The sequence below is a fragment of the Acidicapsa dinghuensis genome (genome assembly GCF_025685685.1).
GTDB classification, from domain to species: domain Bacteria; phylum Acidobacteriota; class Terriglobia; order Terriglobales; family Acidobacteriaceae; genus Acidicapsa; species Acidicapsa dinghuensis.
In genome coordinates this window covers 399,293-418,359 of the sequence record NZ_JAGSYH010000004.1, presented here as the reverse complement: position 1 = coordinate 418,359, position 19,067 = coordinate 399,293, and the positions used below count along the sequence as shown (strand labels likewise).

At 54.1% G+C, this 19,067-nt stretch carries 9 protein-coding genes; all 9 read left to right on the top strand.

Annotated elements, in window-relative coordinates:
* Positions 1-42: 42 nt before the first annotated feature.
* The 9 genes from OHL22_RS25200 to OHL22_RS12550 all read left to right on the top strand — a co-directional run bounded on the left by OHL22_RS25200 (position 43) and on the right by OHL22_RS12550 (position 18,919).
* Positions 43-396, top strand: a complete 354-nt coding sequence (locus OHL22_RS25200; protein WP_449489627.1) for a phosphopantetheine-binding protein — start codon at positions 43-45, stop codon at positions 394-396.
* Entirely contained in the window at positions 393-8,405 is an 8,013-nt protein-coding gene (locus OHL22_RS12585) for a non-ribosomal peptide synthetase/type I polyketide synthase (protein WP_263337702.1), read from the top strand. The genes OHL22_RS25200 and OHL22_RS12585 overlap by 4 nt, the downstream gene beginning before the upstream one ends.
* A gap of 46 nt (positions 8,406-8,451) precedes the next feature.
* Entirely contained in the window at positions 8,452-9,363 is a 912-nt protein-coding gene (locus OHL22_RS12580; RefSeq protein ID WP_263337699.1) for a hypothetical protein, read from the top strand.
* A gap of 34 nt (positions 9,364-9,397) precedes the next feature.
* A complete protein-coding gene (locus tag OHL22_RS12575; RefSeq protein ID WP_263337696.1) occupies positions 9,398-10,852 on the top strand; it encodes an alpha/beta hydrolase family protein in 1,455 nt (484 codons plus the stop codon).
* Between the two features lie 336 nt (positions 10,853-11,188).
* Positions 11,189-14,020 carry a condensation domain-containing protein gene (locus OHL22_RS12570; protein WP_263337694.1) on the top strand — a complete coding sequence of 944 codons (2,832 nt, stop codon included), beginning with the start codon at positions 11,189-11,191 and terminating at the stop codon, positions 14,018-14,020.
* Between the two features lie 20 nt (positions 14,021-14,040).
* Positions 14,041-14,961, top strand: coding sequence for a cupin-like domain-containing protein (locus OHL22_RS12565; protein ID WP_263337692.1), 921 nt, complete (start codon positions 14,041-14,043; stop codon positions 14,959-14,961).
* A gap of 169 nt (positions 14,962-15,130) precedes the next feature.
* Complete coding sequence (locus OHL22_RS12560; RefSeq protein ID WP_263337690.1) at positions 15,131-16,087, top strand: hypothetical protein; 957 nt, start codon at positions 15,131-15,133, stop codon at positions 16,085-16,087.
* Between the two features lie 489 nt (positions 16,088-16,576).
* A complete protein-coding gene (locus tag OHL22_RS12555) occupies positions 16,577-17,380 on the top strand; it encodes a glycosyltransferase family 4 protein (protein ID WP_263337688.1) in 804 nt (267 codons plus the stop codon).
* Positions 17,381-18,919: a hypothetical protein gene (locus OHL22_RS12550; protein ID WP_263337685.1), complete on the top strand. Its 1,539-nt coding sequence runs from the start codon at positions 17,381-17,383 to the stop codon at positions 18,917-18,919. It begins immediately after the preceding gene.
* Positions 18,920-19,067 lie beyond the last annotated feature (148 nt).

Here is a 19,067-nt window from a genome sequence, read left to right as displayed (position 1 = left end):
GCTCATGGCAAGGTTGATTACGCGGCGCTACCCGCTCCTATATTGGGCTCTGCGCGTGATGTCAAAGAGGCACCTGCATCCGATTGGCAGCAGCAGGTCGCGGGGGTATGGAAGCAGGTGTTACGCGCCGAGCATGTCGGTCTGGACGACAATTTTTTCGATATCGGCGGAACTTCGCTGCTGCTGGTCTCGGTGCATTCCAGATTGCAGGTGTTGCTTGATCGCAAGATTCCGATTGCCGATTTGTTTGCGTATACGACGGTACGAACATTGAGTGAGCGGCTGGGCGGAGCAGCTTCGGCTGTATCGAGTGGAAACGTTGCTGCGCAGTCACTGGCGCAGAAACAGAGGGCGGCCTTTGCGAAGGCTCGCGCTGCAAAGAAGGCAACTGCATGAGTGATCTCGATCAAGAGAAGAATCTCGATGGGGTAGCTATTATCGGCATGTCCGGCCGGTTTCCGGGCGCTCCGGATCTGGAGACGTTCTGGGCGAATGTGCTTGCGGGCAAGGACACGATCAAGCGCTTCACTCGTGAGGAACTAGAGGCGCGTAATACTGCTGCGGTTGAATTTGGTTCGGACTATGTACCGGCGCACGGAGTGCTGGAGGATGCGGAGTATTTCGATTCATCCTTCTTCGGTATTTCGCCACGCGATGCGGATTATCTCGATCCGCAACATCGCGTATTTCTTGAGGCGAGCTGGAGTGCGCTGGAGGATGCGGGGTACGATCCGGCAAAATTTCCGGGACAGATCGGAGTGTTTGCCGGATGCAGCCTGAACACGTATTTGCTCGCGAATATCAGTGCGGATCGTGCATTTCTCGATGAATTGACAGGGAACTATCAGGTTGGCGAGTTCCAGGCTGCGCTTGGGAATGACAAGGATTTCCTGTGCACCCGTGTGGCATACAAATTGAATCTGGGTGGGCCTTGTCTGAGTGTGCAGGCGGCATGCGCAACTTCTCTGGTGGCTATCAGCCAGGCCGCGCAGAACCTGCTCACGTATCAGTGCGATATGGCGCTGGCCGGAGGAGTATCGATTACGTTTCCGCAGCATCGTGGATACACATATCAGGAAGGCAGCATGGGTTCGCGCGATGGAATGTGCCGGCCCTTCGATGCAGATGCTACGGGAACTATCTTCGGCCATGGCGTCGGCGTTGTAGTGCTGAAGCGTCTTGAGGACGCGGTAGCCGATGGAGACCGGATCGATGCGGTGATCCGCGGGTTTGCCGTGAACAATGATGGCGCGGCAAAGGTTGGTTACATGGCGCCCGGTGTTGATGGGCAGTCAACGGTGATTGCCGCCGCGCAGGCAATGGCTGGAGTGAGTGCCGATGATATTTCGTATGTCGAAGCGCATGGCACCGCCACGCCACTGGGCGACCCGATTGAAGTCGCGGCGTTGACGAGAGCGTTCCGTGAGAGTACGAAACGTGTAGGTTACTGCGCGATCGGCAGTACCAAGGCCAACATTGGACATCTGGATGCAGCGGCTGGCGTGAGCGGCGTGATCAAGACGGTGCTGGCGATGCGCCACAAGACGATTCCGCCGGTTGCACACTTCCAGACGCCGAACCCGCGCATCGATTTCGCCAGTACACCGTTCTATGTGAATCGCGATGCCATGGCATGGGAACCTGGACACAGTCGCGTTGCAGGTGTGAGTGCGTTTGGCGTAGGTGGAGTGAACTCGCATCTTGTGCTCGAAGAGTTTGCGGTAGATGAAGCGAGCCAGTTATCTTCGCGTCCTGCGGAGTTGCTCTGTGTTTCGGCGCGCTCCGAGTCTGCTTTGCAGACGGCGCTCAGCAATCTTGGCAGGCATCTCGAACAGCATCCCGAGATAGACCTTGGCGATGTTGCTTATACGCTCGAGACGGGACGGCGCGCTTTTGACTATCGAGCCGCGGTGGTTGCGGAGAATGTCGCTGAAGCGATTCAACTGCTTAAAGAGCCTGCAAACCGCCGAATCGCGATTGGGCAACGTGGTGGAAGCTCCAGCAGCGCTTCACCGGGTGCAGCGTTTCTGTTTACCGGGCAGGGATCGCAGTTTCCAGGTATGGGGCGTGTGCTCTATGAAACCGAGGCTGTTTATCGGGATGAAGTGAATTCGTGTGCCGCGTTTCTAAAGCCACTGCTCGGCGTCGATCTGCGCACGCTGCTTTTTCCTGAGAGTGGGTCGGCAGACAGTCACGCAGAGGCGTTGGCCGAGACGCGGATTGCCCAACCAGCTCTCTTCGTGACCGAACTGGCGATGGCACAGTTGTGGCAATCGTGGGGCATTGAACCGAAGGCGGTTGCCGGGCATAGCCTGGGTGAGTTTGTGGCTGCTGTGGTGGCTGGCGTGATGAGCCGTGAAGACGGACTGCGGCTGGTGACTGCACGCGGCGATCTGATGCAGAGGATGGAGCGCGGATCGATGCTCTCCGTTCGGCTCAGTGAAGAGCAGATCGTCAAGTATCTGAATGAATCGTTGTCGATCGCTGCGATCAACAGTCCGATGCTTTGCGTCGTTTCGGGGTCCGACGATGCGATTCAGGCGCTTGAAGAGAAGTTGACAGGCGAGAACATTGGTTGCCGGCGTCTGCGGACATCCCATGCATTTCATTCCGCGATGATGGAGCCGATGCTGGATGAATTTGAAGCCGAGGTCAGGCGAGTCGCTTTACATGCTCCAACGATTCCGTATGTCTCGGCTGTGGCGGGGCAGTGGATTACTGCTGAACAGGCTACTGATCCGAAATACTGGCGCGAGCATTGCCGCAAGCCGGTGCGATTTGCCGATGTGCTGAACCTGTTGCTCGATCAGCCGGATACAGTGCTGCTTGAGGTTGGGCCGGGACAGACTTTGACTACGCTGGCGCATCAACAGCGCGGTAGCCGCAAAACAGCTATTGTGGCATCTATGCCTGACCGCGAGGCAGAGAATCTGGCCTCATCAACAATGCGCGAGGCGCTGGGAAAACTCTGGATTGCAGGCATTGAGCCTGATTGGAAGCGATTCTGGAGTGGCGAGTCCCGGCGACGTGTTTCCCTGCCCACGTACCCATTTGAACGAAGAAAGCATTGGATTGAGCCGCCCGTCAGGACGACTGCAGTTGAGTCGACACATATCCCTTCCACGTTTCCAACACAGACCGACATTCGAGCTGAGAGAGAGCCTGTTATGCCTGTTAATGCACAACCCGCGGTTGCGGAGAGGAAGATTCGGTTGCAGCCGATTGTAGCCGGCTTGTTTGAAGAACTAAGCGGTGTTGCCACAGGGCCTGAATCCTATGATGCTTCGTTCCTGGAATTGGGCTTCGACTCACTATTCCTGACCCAGGTGACGCAGGCATTGCAGCGCCGGTTCAAGGTGAAGGTGACATTCCGTCAGATCGTCGAGGAATTTTCCAGTATTCGCGCGCTGTCTGAGCATCTTGACGCCAAGCTGCCAGCGGATGCATTTCCGGCTGAGACACCGCAGACGGCGTCTGCTCCTGTTGCCGCAAGCACCTCAGTTGCTGCAGCGTCTGCTGCTATTCCGTCGGCTCCGATTGCGGGTTTTACAACGCCACCGGGTTCTGCATTGGAAGAACTGATGCGTGCGCAGATGCAGGCCATGACGCAACTGTTCGAGCAACAGCTTGCCGCGGTGAGAGGAGTGACCGCTGTTGCTGCTCCTCAACAGGCTGCTGTTGTTACGACGCCGGTGACGGCTCCCAAGGTAGTAGCTCCCGCAGCGGCGCCGTCTGCCGCGTCTTCCGGCGAGATCAAGGCACATGGTCCATTCAAACCAGTGCAAGCTGGATCGAAGGATGGGCTTACGGATCAGCAGCGTGAGTTTGTTCAAAAGCTGACAGAGCGGTATACGAAGCGCACAGCCAAATCAAAAGCCTATACCGAGACGTACCGGCCGCATCTGGCCGATCCACGTGCGGTAGCGGGTTTCCGATCGTTGTGGAAGGAAATGGTCTATCCCGTTGTTGCTAACCGTTCAAAGGGATCACGTATCTGGGATCTGGATGGGAACGAATACATCGATATCGTCAATGGTTTTGGTGCGATCATGTTTGGACACAGCCCGGACTTTGTGACGGAAGCTGTGCGCCACCAGATCGATCTTGGAGTTGAGATCGGGCCGCAGAGCGCGCTGGCGGGTGAAGTGGCAGCGATGATCTGTGAGTCGACAGGGCTGGAGCGCGCAGCGTTCTGCAACACAGGATCGGAAGCGGTGATGGCTGCGATGCGAGTGGCGCGCACCGTTACTGCTCGTGATACGGTGGTCTACTTTACGGGAGACTATCACGGGACCTTTGATGAGGTGCTGTTGCGGGCGACGCCGAGCGGCGCTCAGCCGATAGCTCCGGGTATTCTGGCCAGCGGCAAGAACAATATCGTGATTCTCGAGTACGGCGCAGAGGCGTCGCTCGAATATATCCGTAAGCACAGCGATGAAATTGCAGCGGTGATGGTTGAGCCGATCCAGAGCCGTCACCCTGAATTACAGCCACGTGCGTTTCTTCATGAGCTGCGCAAGATCACGGCTGATGCCGGAACTGCGTTGATATTCGATGAAGTTGTCACGGGTTTCCGCGTGGCGCTTGGTGGTGCACAGGAGTATTACGGCATTCGCGCTGATCTGGCGACGTATGGCAAGGTGATCGGTGGTGGATATCCCATCGGTGTGGTTGCCGGCAAGCGCGAGTATCTGGATGCGCTTGATGGTGGTCAGTGGCAGTATGGCGATGACTCCGCTCCAGAAGCAGGCATGACCTTCTTTGCGGGCACTTTTGTACGGCATCCTTTAGCCATGGCCGCGGCAAAATCAGTGCTCGGCTATCTGAAGAAGGAAGGTCCTGAGCTGCAGCAGACCCTCGCACGTAAAGTTGCTGCTGCGGCGCGTGGTGTGGAAGACGGCTTCCGCGAGGCGGAACTCGATATCGAGGTTCATCCATGCGGCGCATGGTTCATGTTCCACATGCCTTCGGATGCACGCTTTGGAAGCCTGCTGCATTACCTGATGCGTGAGAAGGGCGTGCACGTGCTGGAAAGCTATCCGTGCTTCTTTACTACATCGCATTCGGATGCAGACTTTGCACGCGTGGTAGAGACTTTCCGCGAGGCAGCGCTGGAGTTGCGGCGCGGTGGAATGCTGCCTGATCCTGTTGGCACAACCGTATCGGTGCCCGAATCACTCGATGCCGCAGATGAGATGCATGCAGAGGCGCGGCCAGGAAATCCTGATGGTGTGCCGCTGACAGAGTCGCAGCGTGAAATCTGGTTAGCCGCAGCTTTGAGCGACGAAGCGAACTGCGCTTTCAATGAGTCGATGACGCTTCGCCTGCATGGCGTTGCGGATGAGAAGCAAATAGAGAAGGCGCTCGAAGCGGCCATTCACCGACATGATGCGTTACGTTCGACGATCGATCCCGACGGGGAATGGTTGCGTATTGGATCCGAGGTGAAGATTGAGATTCCGTTTGTTGACCTGAGTGCGCTTTCGGCCGAGGATCGCGCAGCTGTGTTGGAGAAAAGAGCGGCTGAGGAAGCGAGCCTTCCGTTCGATTTGGTCAATGGCCCGCTGCTGCGAGCCACATTATTCCGCACGGCTTCGAATGAGCTGGTGCTATTGATGACAGGGCACCATATCGTTCTGGATGGCTGGTCGGCCAATCAGCTTCTGGAAGACATGGGATGCATTTATGGCGCGGCTTTGCAACATGGCAAACCGGCACTGGCGCCATTACTTCCCTTTAGCAGCTACGCGCTGAGGGAGCAGGAAGATACACAGGCTGGAGCATACGAAGAGAACGAGCGCTACTGGGTCGATATGTTCAACGGGCGAGCTCCGGTGCTCGATCTGCCGTTGGACCGGCCACGATCCGCGGTCAAGACCTATGGCGGTTCCACGCTCAATACGAAGATTGGGCCCGAGCTATATAACGAACTCAAGAAGGCCAGTTCGAAGCTGGGATGCACGCTCTATGTGACGCTGCTTTCGGGGTTCCAGTTGTTGTTGCATAAGCTCACTGGACAGCAGGAAGTAGTAGTGGGCATTTCCGCGGCGGGGCAGTCGGTGTTTGACAATTCAAGCCTGGTAGGACACTGCGTGCATTTTCTGCCGATGCTGAGTGAGCTGCCGAAGCCCTATGCTGCAAAGGACCACATCTCTGTTACGCGCAAGAGATTGCTGGATGCATACGATCACCAGGAGTTTACGTATGGAACGCTTCTGCGCAAGCTGAAGATTCCGCGCGACGCTAGCCGTCTGCCTTTGATTGAGGTGCAGTTTAATCTTGAGAAACTGGGATCGAATGTGCATTTCGAAGGATTGCGCGTAGAGATGAACGCCAATCCCAAGGCGTTTGTAAATACCGATCTCTTTCTCAATATCGTCGAGAGCAATGACGGGTTGTCGCTGAGTTGCGACTACAACGCGGATCTGCTGGATCAGAGCACTCTTGAGCGATGGATGTCTTCGTATGCCACGCTGCTGCATGAGATTGCTGTCGATGCCGGCCGCGATGTCGAGGGGCTTAACATCCTGGATGCTGCGGAGCGTCAGCTTGTCGTTGAAGAGTGGAATCGCACAGCAGTAGATTTTGGGCGATTTGAGGCGGTTCATAGAGCATTTGAGCGGCAGGCTGCGCAGACACCTTTCCGTGTTGCTGTTGTTTGCAATGGCGAGGAGTGGACCTATCAACAGTTGAACGAATACAGCAATCGCATGGCAAGGCATCTGCGACGCAACGGCATTCAGGATGGTTCGCTGGTAGCGATTTGTGTGGAGCGGTCGCATTCGATGCTCGGTGCTGTGCTTGCTGTGCTCAAGGCCGGTGCGGCGTATCTGCCACTCGATCCGAGCCATCCGACAAGCCGACTGGAGATGGTGCTGGCGGATGCACAGGTGGCTCTGGTGCTGACTCAGGAACATCTGGCGCACAGCCTGCATACGAGTTCACGCGTGGTATGCGTGGATAGTGAGCAGCAGCTGTGGGCGCGAGAAAGCGGAACCGATCTGGATGGAGCAGATTCTCCGAATGCGCTGGCCTATGTGATCTACACATCCGGTTCGACAGGTAGGCCGAAGGGAGTCGCCATCGAACATGGGGCGCTTACCAATCTGCTGCGCAGCATGGAACAAAAGCCGGGGCTGCAAAGTCAGGATGTCTGGGTTTCTGTCACCACCCTCTCTTTTGATATTGCAGCACTGGAGATATTCCTGCCGTTGATGGTGGGCGCTCGCGTGGTAATTGCGACACGTGATCAGGTGATCGATGGTAATCAGCTCCTGAAACTAGCGGAACAGTCGCAGGCGACGGTTTTACAGGCAACACCCTCTGGATGGCGCATGATGCTCGAGGCTGGATGGCAAGGACAGCCACGTCTCAAGGTGCTATGCGGCGGTGAGGCGCTTCCGCATGATCTGGCGGAGCAGCTTCTGGAGCGATCGGACGAGGTTTGGAATATGTATGGTCCGACAGAGACGACAATCTGGTCTTCGGCTACAAAACTCGAAAAGCCTGTAGGACAGATTTCGGTTGGGCCACCTATCGCTAACACTCAGTTTTACGTTGTCGACGACCGGCTGCAGCCTGTTCCGATGGGAGTCGCGGGCGAGCTTTGCATTGGTGGCGACGGTCTCGCGCGAGGCTACTGGCACAGGCCGGAACTTACTGAGGAGAAATTCGTTAACAGCCCGTTCGACAAGGGGCGCATCTACCGGACAGGCGATCTTGCCCGCTGGCATGCGAACGGACGGATTGAGCTGCTTGGCCGCACGGATTTCCAGGTGAAGATACGCGGCTTCCGAATCGAACTGGGCGAGATTGAGGCAGCGTTAGCCAGTCATCCGGAGGTGCGCGATGCTGTGACATTGGCTGTCGAGGTGCGGCCTGGAGACAAGCGACTGGCTGCATGGGTTGATTCGGCGTCGCCTGAGCCGCCAGCGGATTTAAGTGATCAGCTCTACGCTCTGCTCGGCGCGAAACTACCTGAATATATGCGACCGGCTGTGATTACTATTTTGCAGTCGCTCCCGCGCACAGCTAACGGTAAGATAGACCGCAAAGCGCTACCCGCACCCTCGTTTGCAGCGAACGTACAGCAACGGGTATACCATGCGCCAGAGACGCCAGAGCAGGAAAAGCTGGCCAGAATATGGGCGGATGTGTTGAATCTGGAGCGGGTGAGCATTACTGACAGTATTTTCGAGCTTGGCGCGGATTCATTGCTGATTTTTCGAATTTCAGCACGCGCAGGGCGCGAGGGGTTGCCGATCCAGCCGACGCAGATTTTCCAGCACCGGACGATCGCAAACCTCGCTAAGGTGATCGGGGAAGCCGAAGCTACCGAAAACGGGCCCAAATCGAAAGCAATCACAGCAGTAGCAAGAGATCGATTCCGAAGGTCAAAAATCTAAGGGGCTGCGAATGGCGGTGCCGTGCCGCAGGCCCCAGGAGGGTCGCATGGCGATCGCGTCGGGACTGCCGATGCACGTGGGTGTTTTTCCCCACGATGCAGAGACTCGCAGCCAGTTTGCCGTCAATTTCGATCATCACCCATTCTCGTTTTCGCATAGCCTGCACGAGAATGAACTCTTCAGTATGCCGGCGTTGATTGAACTTGGCCGGCGCGCGATGAGTAAGTTGAACCGCAGCCACCATGAGTCGGGCGATGTAACGGTCAGAGACTATTTCAATGCTCCACCTAAGGGTGTTTCTATCGTGGAGGCATTGGAAGATATCGAGAGCGGCAAATACTGGGTCATTTTGAAGCGGATTCACGAAGAGCCGGAGTATAAGAAGGTTCTGGATGAGTTCATTGACGAACTTTCCGATCTGACCTCTATCGATATTCGAGGCGATTACTACGATCCGATCACGACGATTTTTATTACTTCTCCGAACCGGCTTGTGCCGTATCACATGGACGGAGAGGCCAATTTTCTGTCACAGATTCGCGGGTCAAAGTTTGTTTACCTTTACGACGCGAACGATCCCAAAGTCCTTAGCGAGCAAGATCTCGAGCGCTACTGGACGGGGCATTTCAATGCTGCCAGATATCCTGAGCACCTTCCTGAGGGAACATGGAGTTACTACATCACTCCGGGTATTGGTGTGTTCAATCCTGCTTCATTTCCGCATTGGGTGAAGAACGGAGACGCCGTTTCCGTGTCTGTCAGCTTGAATGTAAAACGACGCAAAAATGTTCCATTGAGCGTTTATCGAACGAATTATTACATGCGAAAACTTGGAATGCGGCCTAAGTCGCCAGGGCGATCCTCGGGGCTCGATGCATTCAAGCATCTCGCGTTTGGCACGCCATATAACGCTGCCAGGAATCTGCGGAGATATGCACGCAATCATTTCGGTATTTAAGCACCGAGGTGGTTGTTCGTTGTAAACAGGAGATATGCGAACTTTTGACCTGCTGGCTGTCATTCTGGTGTTGGTAGACGCAGTTCTTCTTTTACGATTCAGATTAGCGGGTTCACTGCAACGTTTCATTCTGGTTGCGGTTGTGCTGCTGCTGGTTGCCCATCTGGTTGCGGAGGGTGCGCGATGGCAGATGGCCCCAGCCTATCTGGCGGCACTGCTACTTTGCATCGCGGGAACCGGTATCGCTCCACAGGGAAATGTGAGCCGCATCGCGCTTATCTCAGGCATAGTGCTGCTTGGGATTGCCAGCATAGCGTTTTCAATTGTGTTGCCCGTCTTTCAACTTCCAGATCCAACGGGTAAATACGCGGTAGGGACCACGACTCTGGAGCTTACCGATCCGAGTCGCGTCGAAGATGCAGGATCGCAGGCAGGCACTAAGCGAAGAGTGGTCGTTCAGCTCTGGTACCCGGCCAATCCGTCGGGAAAGCCAGTCGCCCGGTATATGAAGCTGGCAGAAACGTTCGCTCTAACTTCCTATCGGTCCGTAGTCCCAACTAACTCGCGCATCGATGCGCCTATTGCAACGGATGGCGCCCCTTTTCCATTGCTTTTGTTCGGGGGAGGATGGCGAGGGCGGCGCACGGAGTCAACGTTTCTTACAGAGGATCTCGCGAGCCATGGCTATGTGGTTGCAGCGATCGACCACCCATACAATGCTCACCGGGTTGCGTTCTCTGATGGCGCCGTCGTCGACTCTACAATAACTGCGGCGATTGGCGGTTCCTTTGATATTGCGCCACCCGCCTTTATTCAGGCCTGGGATAAGGAGTTAGCGAAGTGGATCGCAGATGAACGATTTGTGTTGGACACGCTCCTGGCGATGAACGACGATTCCAAGAGCCGATGGTTCCATCAAATGAATCCCAACGAGATTGGGGCGGTGGGGCATTCGTTTGGAGGTTCTGCGGCAGTGGGAATCTGTTCTGAAGATCCTCGGGTCCGGGCTGCAGTCAACATGGATGGCTATCTTTTCAGCGCGCTGGATGAGCGCTCTACCGGTCAAAAGCTGATGGTCATCCTGGAAGGTGCGCGGGTATACCGGTCAGACAATCCGCTCGACAAAGCGTTAGGAACCTATGATTTTGCCAAGCTGGATGAGTCTCTGAGAAAGTTTGGCGGGTATGTATTATTTGTTGACGGCGCGAATCATGAAGATTTTTCGGATCAACCGCTGATGTCCCCGTTTCGGCGGATTTCGCAGGCCGGCACTTTACCCGCTGCTCAGACGCACGCAATCGTCAGAGCTTACGTGCAGGCCTTCTTCGATGAGGCTCTCCTCGGGCAGCATTCTGCGCTGCTGGAAGGGCATTCACACCCCTACGTAGCTGCCACATTCGAAAGGTGGACTTCAGACGATCCGCCACCCATGTCGATGACGTTTCCGATAACTCCTCCCGGTGCATCTGACTTAAATTCAAAGAAATGAGATACTGAGTCAGGATTAGGTTACTCATGCGCAGAAGTAACCCAAAACGTTCTGCATCTTGCGTGCTATACAATCGCAGGTACCGGAAATGGCATTCTGCTGTAGTATCACGGAATTCAGCAACAAGTCTGAACCTGAATGCTTCCCTGTTTGCGATCGTCTAGCCGAATTTTGCGGCAGACAACAACGATTTAATGAAGTATTTTTTGTTTGATCCTGGTCGGGGAACTTGTATGGGTGCGTGCATTGCCTCATCGAGTGCCGGGATGTAACGAAAGCTCTCTCGAACTCTCCATTGTTACGAATGTAGAGATTCTCCATTTTGAGATGACATCGGTGACAAGCAAACTTCAACACGAGACGGAAGCTCAAAATCGCGAAGCCGATGTTTTTGTGTTGCCGGTAACGCCGAATCAGCGGCGTTATTGGTCGCTCGATCAGCTACGGCCTGGAAATCCGGCATTGAACATGCCCCTGGCGTGGCGATGCGGGGGGGCGCTCAACCAAGGTGTGGTTGCCGAGGCGCTGACGGAGTTAGTGGCCCGTCATGAGACGCTCAGAACAACCTTCGATGTTGTCGATGGTGTTTTATCCCAGATCATTCATCCGCCTTGCGCTGTTGCGCTGCCGTTGGAAGATCTGGAATCGCTACCGGAATCCGATCGACAAGAGGCTGCGGACGAGATCATTCGGCAGGAAGCCAGAATTGCGATGGACCTGAAGCAGGGCCGATTGTTCTTCGCCAGATTGATTCGCTTGGCAGTGGATCACCACATCCTGCTGGTGACAATGCATCACAGCATTTGCGATGGGTGGTCGAACGGTGTAGTTCTCCGGGACTTCGCGGCGATCTATGATGCGCTCGTTGCAGGGGTGAGCCCCAACTTGCCAGAACTACCGATTCAGTATGGCGATTACGCGGTGTGGCTCGAAGAGTGGCGTCAAGGTAGCGGAGCAGTGGCCTCCATCGAATACTGGAAGCGGACGTTGGGAGGAAGCTTTACGCCACTGAAGTTGCCGCGTACCGCATCGCATGATTCGAATGCCGAGGGACAGATTGAGACTCTTCTGCTCTCTCCTGAGTTGGCAAAGACAGCGCGAGACTATTGCTCGCGGGAGAATGTCACGATGTACATTCTCTTGTTCAGCATCTTTTCAGTTTTTCTACACCGTCTCGCGGACAGTTCGGATTTCCTGATTGGTTCTCCCTGCGCCAATCGGCATCCGGAAGCCGAGGATCTCATAGGGTCTTTTGCCAATCCTCAAGTGATGAGGGCGCGCGTCGAGCGTGGAGATAGTTTTCGAGATGTGTTGGCGAAGGTTGTCGAGTGGACGCAAGGCGCGCTGGCAAATCAAGATCTGCCATTTGAGGACTTGATAGAAGATCCACACTTTGTAGCGCGCGAGAACCATATTGAGCTTCAGGTCTATTTTCTGTATCAACGTGCATTTATGCAGGAGCAGAGCGCAGGTGGACTGAGAATTGTCCCAATTCGTTCGGTCAGCCCTGGAGCGATGTTCGATCTGATGTTGAGTGTCGTTGAGCGTAAAGAAGGACCGCGCCTGCAACTCGAATACAATCCACGGAACTATAGCAAGGAAACGATAGAGAACTATCTGCGTGGCTATGTCGCTCTACTTGAAAAGGCGATCACCGATCCTGCTTGCTCCGTTGACGCTTTGCAACTGCCGGAACTGTTTGCCGATGATGATAAGGCGGCAGTGAGTCTTGCTCTTAAGCCTGTCTGGAATGCCGCTGGAATTACGACTGTTCTCTCGACCCATACTTCTGTACGCGATGTGGTGGTGACGCGAGCTTCCGATGCGACGGGCCGAGAGAGATTTCGTGCATACATCGAGTTGAACGCGGCGGGTGGAGCTTCGCCCATTACGCCGGATCAACTTGTGACCTGGTCCGCGTCTAGGCTTGGTGGCAGCCCATCTTCGCTTGTGGTAGCAGTTGTGGACAAGTTGCCGCGGCTGGCTAATGGATTGATCGACCCTGTGAAGCTGGAGGCGCTCGATGATTCGGAAAATGCGGCGTCCAGGCAGTTCATAGAGCCGCGTGACGACATTGAACGAAGGCTATTGCATGTCTGGAAGTCGGTTCTTGGGTTGGATCGGATTAGTGTGCGAGCAGATTTTTTTGATCTTGGTGGAACCTCGCTCCTGATCTTGAGATTGATCGCACGAGTTAATGCTGAATTTCAGTCACTGCTTCCCATTCCAACCATCTATACCGCTCGCACGATCGAGAAGATGGCTGAATTGCTGCGAAAGCCGGAAGAAAAGCAGTTCGTTTTGGCGTTGCAGCCGTCAGGCTCCAAGCCACCGCTCTTCATGATCCAGTCGTACCACCTCTACCGGGCGTTGCCTGCTGCGATGGGCACTGACCAGCCGTTCTATGGAGTTCGAGAGCTGGAGCTGGAAGATCGCGGATTTCCATACACGCTTGATGATTTGGCGAAACGTTATGTGCAGCACATGCGAGAGGTCCAACCGACAGGGCCGTATTATCTCGCGGGCTTTTGCTTCTTCGCGGTGCTTGCATTCGCTGTTGCGTCAGAACTGGAGGCTCAGGGAGAGACGGTCAGCTTTCTGGGATTGATCGATGCCAATTGTCCCTACTATTGGCGCAAGAGCACGCAACCAAGGAGTCCGGCAAAGCGGTATGGAAAAGTGCTTTCGTACCATTTCAAGAAGATGCACGATCTTCCGTTGACATTGAAGATTCAGTATTTCACACGTTTTTTTGCTCGCAAGAGTTGGAATCAATTGCTCAATGTCTCGCTGAATGTAAGGTACCGTCTATACGGGCACTACATGGGAAATGGTCTGCGATTGCCACGGTGGCTGCACGATAAAGTCATGGTCACTCGTATGGCCGCTCGACGACACAAGGCGCAGCCGATCCATGCAAATATTCATTTGTTCCCAGCCCAGGATCAAGCATTTCCGAATGGCTACGATCCCTCGCTGGGATGGGCCGAAATGACTTCGGGCGCTGTTAAAACTGTTTGGTTACCTGGCAATCATGAAGACATGTTTCTGGATAAGAATCTGGATGTCATGGCGGAAAAAATGATGGCCGAAATGAACGCCATTATGCACGATCAAACCGATGCGGCAGGAACCACGATCGCAAGCCGCGTTGGATCGATTGGCTAAGAAGAATTGGAGGATCGATCATGTCAACCATGAACCCTGTTGCCTCGCAGCTGGATAGCTGCTGGATTACGGATGCTGATGACCATCTGCGTGATGATTTCGATCAAAGACCATTTGAATTCGAGCACAACCTGACGGATCATCCGCTCTTGCAGTTACCGGAATTGATGAAACTAGCCGACCGCTCGATTACGGACAGGCCAGGATCGATTTACTACGACATGGGAGATATACCGGTTACTCAGAGATGGGATGAAGTTCCTGAGCGGCGATTTTCAGCTCTTGAGAGCATGGAGCGGATCGAGACCTGCGGAGCGTGGTTTTTGTTTAAGAAGATCCAGCAGGACCCGGTGTACAAAGAGGTCCTGGGCCGTGGTTGGCAGGAGATCAAGGCCAGAATTGCTCCCAACCTCGATTCAAAGATCCTTCGGGAAGATGCTTTGGTTTTCATCACATCTCCGAATCGGATTGCCCCCTATCACATTGATCGAGAGTGCAGTTTTTTGCTGCAGATACGCGGAACGAAGAAGATTTATATTTTCGATCGTTCGGATCGCGATGTGCTGTCAGAGGCAGAACTGGAACGTTACTGGACTGTAGATCACAACGCGCCGAAATATAAACCACATCTGCAAGATCGCGCGATTGTGTACACGCTTCGTCCGGGGATGGGAGTGCATATTCCGGTGAATTGGCCCCATTGGTTGCAGAACGACGATAACGTGTCCGTTTCGCTGAACGTAAACGTGCAGTTCAAGGACACCCAACGCGCCAATGTTTATCGAGCGAACTATCTTTTGAGGCGCATGGGCATGCGTCCTTCACCTCCGGGAGTTCATCCCGGCGTGGATCGTGTAAAAGCAATCTCGATGATTCCAGTCATGGCGACAAAGCCGATGATCAAATCATTGAGGGATGCTACTCGGAAAAAGGCACATTAAGATCGGCGTGCAGGAATGAACAAAGAGCGATCGACATCGCAGATTGGCAAGTCTTGAATAGCATGAAAGACCAGGAGAGGCTAACGCCGATTTTCGAGAAGACGGGTGAGAGAATTTTGTCTGCTCTCTGTGTGTTTGCACGGACTCTCGAGCCAGCCTGGAGAGCGGCATGACAAAGCCTCGTCAAGTATATATGGTTCTGTCTCCGCGTTCCCTTAGTTATGCTCAAGGAGCGCTGGAGAGTCTTCTATCTAATTCGGTGGAGCCGATGCATCTGCATCTCATTACCGATTCGGATGAAGACGCCGAGTTGTTGCGCCAGGCGACGAGCCGGATCGATGCATCATCACACACTGTCATTGTTTACACAGGTGCGGATCTGGATGAACGAGAAGCGGAGTTGTTTGCCCGGCACACCAATTTACGCGCGTTTCGTCGCGGACATCCATGTTGGAGAAAAATTACCGACCCGTTGTTATTGAGCGAGCCGGGTGAAGAAATGGTTCTGCTTGATCCGGATCTTTACTTCCCCAATCATTTTTGTTTCGAGACAACGCCTCAGAGTGGGCTCCTCCTAATGTGGCAATTGCCCAACTGTCTGTATCCACCTGAGATCGTGAAAACTGCGATGCAAAGCGATGTGCGACTGGCTCATCATGTCGATATTGGAGTTGCCCACTGGCGAGCGAACGTGGATCTGGATTGGCTTGATTGGCTAGTGGAAACTTTGGGAGGCGCGAGCCTGCCGCGCCTAATGCATGTTGAGGCAATTGTCTGGGCGGCTTTAGCTATGCGAATTGGCGGCGGACATCTCGATCCTACTTACTGGAAGTGTTGGAGGCGGTCGCCGGCAAAACGGATCATGCGTAAGCTTGGCGTCGGCGGTTTGCAAATTCTGAAATCAGAAGATTGGGCGAGCATGAAATGCTTTCATGCTGGCGGAGAAGCCAAAAACTGGTTGAAAGAAGCACGGGAGAATGGACTGCTGGAAACCGGCTCCGTACAGAATAAACCTGGCCCAATCGTGCCATTCATTGAACTGACTCCCGAGCACTATGCTCGTGAAATGGCTTTCAAACGGTTGTTGCAATCGCTTGGATACTATCGGATTTTTCGTACGGCCTAGATCGATATGCGTATTTGTATAGTTGCAGAACATGCCTCGACGCGCTTTGGAGGAGAAGCGATTCTTCCCATCCACTACTTTCGCTTATTGCGTGAGCGCGGTATAGAGGCCTGGTTGGTGGTACATACTCGTACCCGCGAGGAACTGGTCGAACTTTTTCCCGCGGAGATGAGCCGGATTCGATTTGTTCCAGATCTCCGGATTCATCGAGTACTTTATCGTCTTTGTCGCCCACTACCTCGCAGACTTTCCGAGGCTACCCTCGGATTGCTGAATCAGCTCATAACGCAGTATTGTCAGCGGACCATCGTTCGGGCTCTCGTTCACGCCGAGGGTATCGAAATTGTGCATCAACCAATTCCGGTTTCCCCACGTTTTCCGTCTGCGTTGTACGGCCTTGGTGTTCCGGTTGTGATTGGCCCGCTCAATGGTGGGATGGAGTATCCAGCCGCCTTTCGTCATTCCGAGCCGTGGATCAGCAGGGCTGCTGTGGCTGTGGCCAAACTATTTGTAGATTTGGCGAACACAGCAATTCCAGGTAAGAAACAGGCTGAGGTGGTGCTGGTTGCAAATGAACGAACCCGTAAAGCTCTTCCGCCGGGTTTGCGCGGCAAGGTGATTGATTTAGTAGAGAACGGAATCGATGCGGAGATGTGGCGCTCAACGGATTCCTACGGTGATAACAAAAGCCGCCGCTTTGTATTTCTTGGACGGTTGGTGGACTGGAAGCGAATCGATATTGTTATCCGTGCTCTCGCCCAGGTTCCATCAGCAGAGCTTGAAATTATCGGTGATGGGCCGATGTCAGGGCCCTGTAGTGCATTAGCTCGAGAGCTCGGCGTACAGGAAAGAGTGTTTTTCGCAGGGTGGGTACCGCAGCAGGAGTGTCCGGCACGATTACAATCGGCTCTTGCGCTTGTTTTGCCCAGTATTTACGAGTGTGGCGGAGCTGTCGTGCTCGAAGCGATGGCCATGGGCAAGCCGGTTATCGCAAGCAGATGGGGTGGCCCCGCTGATTATCTGAACGAAACATGCGGAATTCTAATCAATCCAGACAGCGAAGCCGCTATGGTAAAAGGTTTTGCTGAGGCGATGGAACGGCTCATTGATTCCCCGGGCCTGGCTCGCGCCATGGGCAACGCAGGACGGCAACGTGCACTTCGAGATTTTGATTGGCGAACAAAGATCGATTTTGTTCTGGAAATATATCGCTCGTTAGTACCAGAGGAGAACGTAACCATAGAAGCTCAGGAAGAAGAGGCTTCAGCTGTAGCTGTGTCGGAGCATAGCTGAATGCTGCTTCCTTCCACGGCCCTGGATAGAAAGGTAGGCCGGGGACTGTCAGAAGATGACCGGCAAACAATCATTCATTTCTCATGGATTGCTGCGTCTTTTCTGATTATCTATCTGTTCTCATGGCGTGAGGTATTTTCACTGAATCTCTGGGTATTGAAGGATCGGGGAAGCTTCCTGAATCTGGACTACCTGCAAGCGCAGCATCTCCGGCTTGGCGTTGACACTTTCTACTCCTATGGGCTGCTGCCTGTCGCACTGCAACATGTATTGTTTCTGTGGTTCGGCAGGGGTTATTGGTCAATGCTTGGATGCGCCATGGTAACGCTGTTACTCGTGGCCGTGTTTTGTGCGCTTCTTCTACGGGTCTTGCCCCGCGGATGGATTTGGTTTGTAGCTGTTCTGGCTCTCTCGCGGATCATGAATCTCGTAGTGCCAAATTTGCCTTACGAACCTGTGCAGCTATCGCTGATGTACGGCATCTTATTTGTGCTGTACCGAAGGCTGGACCTCGCATTGGCTGTATCCGCAATCGGATGCTGGAGTGTTCCCTCGCTGTCGCTCGCTATGGCAGGAATGTTGGCGGCCTTGTTGCTTGGACAATGGTTTCTTAAGCGCCAAGAGCCTATCTTATGCCTTCTTCGTTCCTATATTCCGGGGGTAGTCACCTACCTTGCAACTGGCGCTTTCCTGAGATGGGAGTTTGGCTGGCCCTCGGTTGCCGCGACAGCGACGCCAATGGCCGGTATGCGTTTTTACAAGCAGGTGGGGTTCGGAACGCCTCTAGCGTTTATGGAGTTCCTGCACCCGCCAGGGTTTGGCCTCATTCATGAAGTGGTTTATATATTTGCCTGCCCTGTGGTGTGGTGGGTTTTCAGCATGCTTTGCCTGCTTGCTTTCACTTTTCACGCTTGCCGCAGAGTGTGGATGAGCAAGAAACTTGAAGGCCGTGACACGGCGATCTTTTTATGCGCGTCGATCGAGGTTTTGCTTGCTGTTGTAGCGTACGGATCCCGCCATCAACACTACATATTCGATCCGTTGTTGATCAGCGGCATGCTTTTAGGACTATCGACAATGCAACCCGGACAGAGAAGAAACGTGCTCATGTCAATTTTTGTTTTGCTGGGAGTTATGGGGCAGGCAGCCCTGTTGCGCACAGACATTTTGAGTTGGGAGATGCAGAAATCCCCAGGCATAACAGCGGGTCTTTATGCAGATTCCGAATGGATCAGGGAGTGGTCCCCGATCCTAAATTTATCCAAGCGCGAAAATGTGCTTTTGTTATCCTACGGTACCGGTGCTCATCATTATTTCCCCACCGTACATTCGCCTGAATTGTGGACCCTACAGGTAGGTCAATTACTTCCTGCGGATGAAGATCGCATGCTTCGCCAGATCGATGCTGCTCAGGTTGTAGTTCTGGATCGAAGCAGCCCTGTATATGCCTATGCAGATGGACGTGTCCAACAGCGTTTGTCGCACTTCAACAGAACTTCCCTAACGGAGTATTTCGAAGTATGGCAACGTACTCCGTAGTTTTGGACACGCGCTTCTTTCACCCATTTGAATGGTTGCCGGTGTGCCTGGGATGATCTTCAAGGTATAGGCTGCCGGTGGCGATTTGCCGTCGAAGAGTCAATGCAAAACAACAAAAAGGGCGGAAGCCACTAAGGTTTCCGCCCCT

Excerpts from the sequence above, each read along its gene's own strand:
- OHL22_RS12560 (WP_263337690.1), top strand. The coding sequence starts at position 15,131 with ATGACAAAGCCTCGTCAAGTATATATGGTTCTGTCTCCGCGTTCCCTT.
- OHL22_RS12565 (WP_263337692.1), top strand. The coding sequence starts at position 14,041 with ATGTCAACCATGAACCCTGTTGCCTCGCAGCTGGATAGCTGCTGGATT.
- OHL22_RS12550 (WP_263337685.1), top strand. The coding sequence starts at position 17,381 with ATGCTGCTTCCTTCCACGGCCCTGGATAGAAAGGTAGGCCGGGGACTG.
- OHL22_RS12585 (WP_263337702.1), top strand. The coding sequence starts at position 393 with ATGAGTGATCTCGATCAAGAGAAGAATCTCGATGGGGTAGCTATTATC.
- OHL22_RS12580 (WP_263337699.1), top strand. The coding sequence starts at position 8,452 with ATGGCGATCGCGTCGGGACTGCCGATGCACGTGGGTGTTTTTCCCCAC.
- OHL22_RS12575 (WP_263337696.1), top strand. The coding sequence starts at position 9,398 with ATGCGAACTTTTGACCTGCTGGCTGTCATTCTGGTGTTGGTAGACGCA.